Here is a 3,727-nt window from a genome sequence, read left to right as displayed (position 1 = left end):
TTTGGTTACCGTTGAACACTAAAAATCATGCTAGAGGGAATCAAAAGAGTTCTTTGGTTACCGTTGAACACTAAAAATCAGGCAAAAGGGAATCAAAAGGGCCCACTGAATACTGTTATACCTAAAATACACATTTTGAACCATGTTTTCCAAAATAAAAAGGTTTACGAAAACAACCTTTTGAAAAGGGGAGGTAGAGGCAGCGGGTTTCTTTGCACTTCACACTTTGAATTTTTCACACAGTTATAACCACTTTTCCCTGTGTGTGGCCTTGTTCAAAATACCGAAAGGCTTCACGTACTTCACTTAATTTATACTGGCGATCAATAATTGGCTTTACTTTACCAGCTTCAATAAGTTCTTTCATATAAACTAAATCATCCTGGTTTGCTCTTTGTAAAAAGCTGCCGAATTTCTGACCAGATGTTTTTGAAATCCAAGCTCCCTGTGTTATAGCTTGGAACATTTGAGCTCCGGAACCTCCTACGTGAACAAAAATTCCATTGGGAGTTAATGATTGCCGATAAGCCGATAAGGGCTGACCTCCGTTAACACCAAGAATTAAATCATATCTCTGCTTGTTTTCAGTAAACTTCTCTTTTTTATAGTCAATAACATGATCTGCACCTAGCGATTGCAAGATCTCGACATTTCTTGTACTGCACACGCCCGTTACTTCAGCCCCAAATGATTTGGCGATTTGTACCGCAAACGTTCCAACGCCTCCAGAAGCACCATGAATTAAGACTTTCTGATCCGATTGAATCTTGCCTTTATCGCGGAGAGCTTGTAAGGCAGTAACTCCAGCCATAGGTACCGAAGCAGCTTCCTCAAAGGACAAATTGGCGGGCTTTAAAGCTAATGCCTTTTCCGGGACACAGGAATATTCGGCAAAACTACCCCAGCCAACACCAGATAAGTCTCCAAACACTTCATCTCCAGGTTTAAACTGTTTAACATCTTTGCCAACAGCTTCAACCACACCAGCAATGTCTCCTCCTGGTATGGAAAATTTGGGCTTAAAAAGACCAAATGCAAAACGGGCTAAAAATGGCTCGCCTCTCAATAGGACCAGGTTCCCATAATTCACCGAAGCAGCATGAACTTTTACTAGAACTTGATTATCTAGTGGTAAAGGTTGTTCAACCTCTGTTAATTCAAGAACATCAGGTGGACCATATTTAGTAGAAACAACTGCCTTCATATTAAACCTCCTGTATTCAAAATTATCCTAATTATAATAATATTCTAACAGATGTTAATTCAAAACAGAAAAGTTCTATAAAATGAAAATCATATTTTCAAACCAAATTTTGAATAAGCGCTAATGGAAGCGATAACCTATAAAGAAAACAAAAATATTTTTTCGGTAAAATAAACATTTTTATATGAAATCGCTTTAAAGCTTGGTAAATAGGGATTTTATCGATGAGAAAAGGATGAAAGGAATCCGTTTTCATATCTACCTTTGTGACTGATTTGTGAAAAAAAGTTGGTTGACTTCGTTTTTCAAAAACTGTTATAGTTACAAACAGACCGGTTGGTATGGCGGAGGTGTACTACGGGAATGGACACAAAATCGCTGATAATTGACATCGCGACAACGCTTTTCCAACAAAAGGGATATATTGGTGTTGGATTAAACGAAATTCTAAAAGCATGTAACATGTCAAAAGGTTCGCTTTATCATCACTTTCCAAATGGAAAAGAAGAATTACTAATCGTTTGCCTGCAAACCTTGGAAGATACGATTACGAAGGATATTGAAGAAATTTTTGAACGGTATCCGACAACCAAAGAGGCTAGCAAGGCAATGATTGAAAAATTAGTCGTAAACTTTGAAACGGAAGGAACGATTACTGGATACACCTTTAGCAGTATCGTAAGCGAAATGGCTTCGTTAAGTGATCCAGTTCGAAATGCATGTGCTCATTTGTATCAAAAAATACAAGGAATTTATTTAGATAAATTACTAGCAGATGGATTTTCAAAGGAAAAAGCGCATTCAATTGCTGTTATGATGACAGCTACGATTGAAGGTGGAATGTTGCTTTGTTTAACACAAAAAGCAAGTGAACCACTAAAAATTATTTCACAGGCATTACCAAAATTAATTAGTTAAAAAGGGGATATGTATGAGTACACAAATTCAAGTAAAAAATCCTAAGATCATGGCAGCTATTTTAATGCTCGGTGCTTTTATTGGATTATTTGGGGAAACAGCATTAAATATGGCATTAACTAATGTCATGGAGCAATATTCAATTACAGCACCGACTGCCCAGTGGCTGACAACAGGCTATTTATTAACATTAGCCATTTTAGTGCCGATTTCAGCACTATTAATGAAATGGTTCAGCACTAGACAATTAGTTATAACGGGAATTGTCATTTCACTTGTAGGAACGATTCTTTCGGCGTTTTCACCGAATTTCGCAATCCTAGAAACTGGCCGAATTGTCCAAGCAATGGGAACAGGAATTATCATGCCAGTCATGGTAAGTGTTCTGTTAGTTATTTTCCCGATTCATAAACGTGGAGTTGTCATGGGGATTATGGGTCTTGTTATTACATTAGGACCAGCCTTAGGACCAACACTTTCTGGGGTCATTATTAGTACGTTAGGATGGAATTATATTTTCTGGATCAGTGCAGCTTTTTATGTCATCTTGACTCTTGCTGCGGTAGCAAAAATAGTGAATGTTGGAGAAATTACTAAACCTAAAATTGATGTGTTGTCGATTGTTTTATCAACAGTAGGTTTTGGTGGATTAATTTATGGGTTAGCTTCTATGGCTGGTGTATCATTCTCATCTCCAATCGTATGGGGACCTTTACTTGTAGGAATTATCGCTCTTGTATTATTTGGAATTCGTCAAAATACAATGGATAAGCCTATGGTTAATTTAGATGTCTTTAAGTACCCGATGTTTTCATTAGGGACAGCGATGATGTTCTTAAGTATCTTAATCATTTTATCAACGTCTATTCTATTGCCCATGTATTTAAAAGGATCTTTATTATTTAGTGCAGCGGTTGCTGGTTTATTGTTATTACCAGGTAATGCGGTCAACGTTATTATGTCACCGATTGTCGGATCACTATTTGATAAAATTGGACCAAAGAAATTAGCAATCACTGGGTCTATCATTGTATTAATTGGGAATTTAATGTTTGCTTTAGTTATTTCAGCATCAACTCCAGCGTGGTTAATCATCGTACCATTTATGATTTTATTCTTTGGGTTAACGATGGTAACAATCCCATCACAAACTAATGGGCTAAATGCATTGCCACGTGAGTTATATGGAGATGGCTCAGCTGCTATGAATACATTGAACCAAGTAGCTGGTGCAGCAGGGACAGCGATCGCGATTACACTGCTTACAGCCGGTCAAACTAGTTTCGCAGCAGGTACCCCGGATGCGGCTCAGGCTGAAATATTAGCTGCAGGTGTAAAATATACCTTCTACTTTGTTACAGGAATTTCAGTAATTGCTGTAATCTGTTCAATCTTTATGAAAAAACCTAGTGAAGGAACAGGGAAATCTTCGGTAGGTGTAAAAACAACTCAACCTGTACGAGAATCATAGAATTACCTATGAATCTACAATTTTATCTATTTTTGGCTGTTTTAAGGGATACTGCTGATTTTAGAACCTGTTGATTGGAGCGAAAGGGGCTCGAATCCTCGAAAATGCTATCGCATTTTCTTCGTGCGTGGGCA

General features: G+C 37.6%; 3 protein-coding genes. 2 read left to right on the top strand and 1 reads right to left on the bottom strand.

Features of this window, described 5'->3' with window-relative positions; translation table 11 throughout:
• Positions 1 to 235 precede the first annotated feature (235 nt).
• Complete coding sequence (locus V7124_RS16570) at positions 236 to 1,204, bottom strand: NAD(P)-dependent alcohol dehydrogenase (RefSeq protein ID WP_335491131.1); 969 nt, start codon at positions 1,202 to 1,204, stop codon at positions 236 to 238.
• 363 nt (positions 1,205 to 1,567) lie between these two features.
• Between V7124_RS16570 and V7124_RS16565 the strand changes: the two genes are divergently transcribed.
• Positions 1,568 to 2,122 (top strand): TetR/AcrR family transcriptional regulator, encoded by a 555-nt coding sequence (locus tag V7124_RS16565; protein ID WP_335491127.1) that lies wholly within the window; start codon positions 1,568 to 1,570, stop codon positions 2,120 to 2,122.
• A gap of 13 nt (positions 2,123 to 2,135) precedes the next feature.
• A complete protein-coding gene (locus V7124_RS16560) occupies positions 2,136 to 3,593 on the top strand; it encodes a DHA2 family efflux MFS transporter permease subunit (protein ID WP_335491123.1) in 1,458 nt (485 codons plus the stop codon).
• Positions 3,594 to 3,727 lie beyond the last annotated feature (134 nt).

The organism is Neobacillus niacini (assembly GCF_036961885.1).
GTDB lineage: Bacteria > Bacillota > Bacilli > Bacillales > Cytobacillaceae > Neobacillus > Neobacillus niacini_H.
Note: the sequence above shows the minus strand (reverse complement) of the source record. Positions and strands in the feature narration are given on the sequence as shown.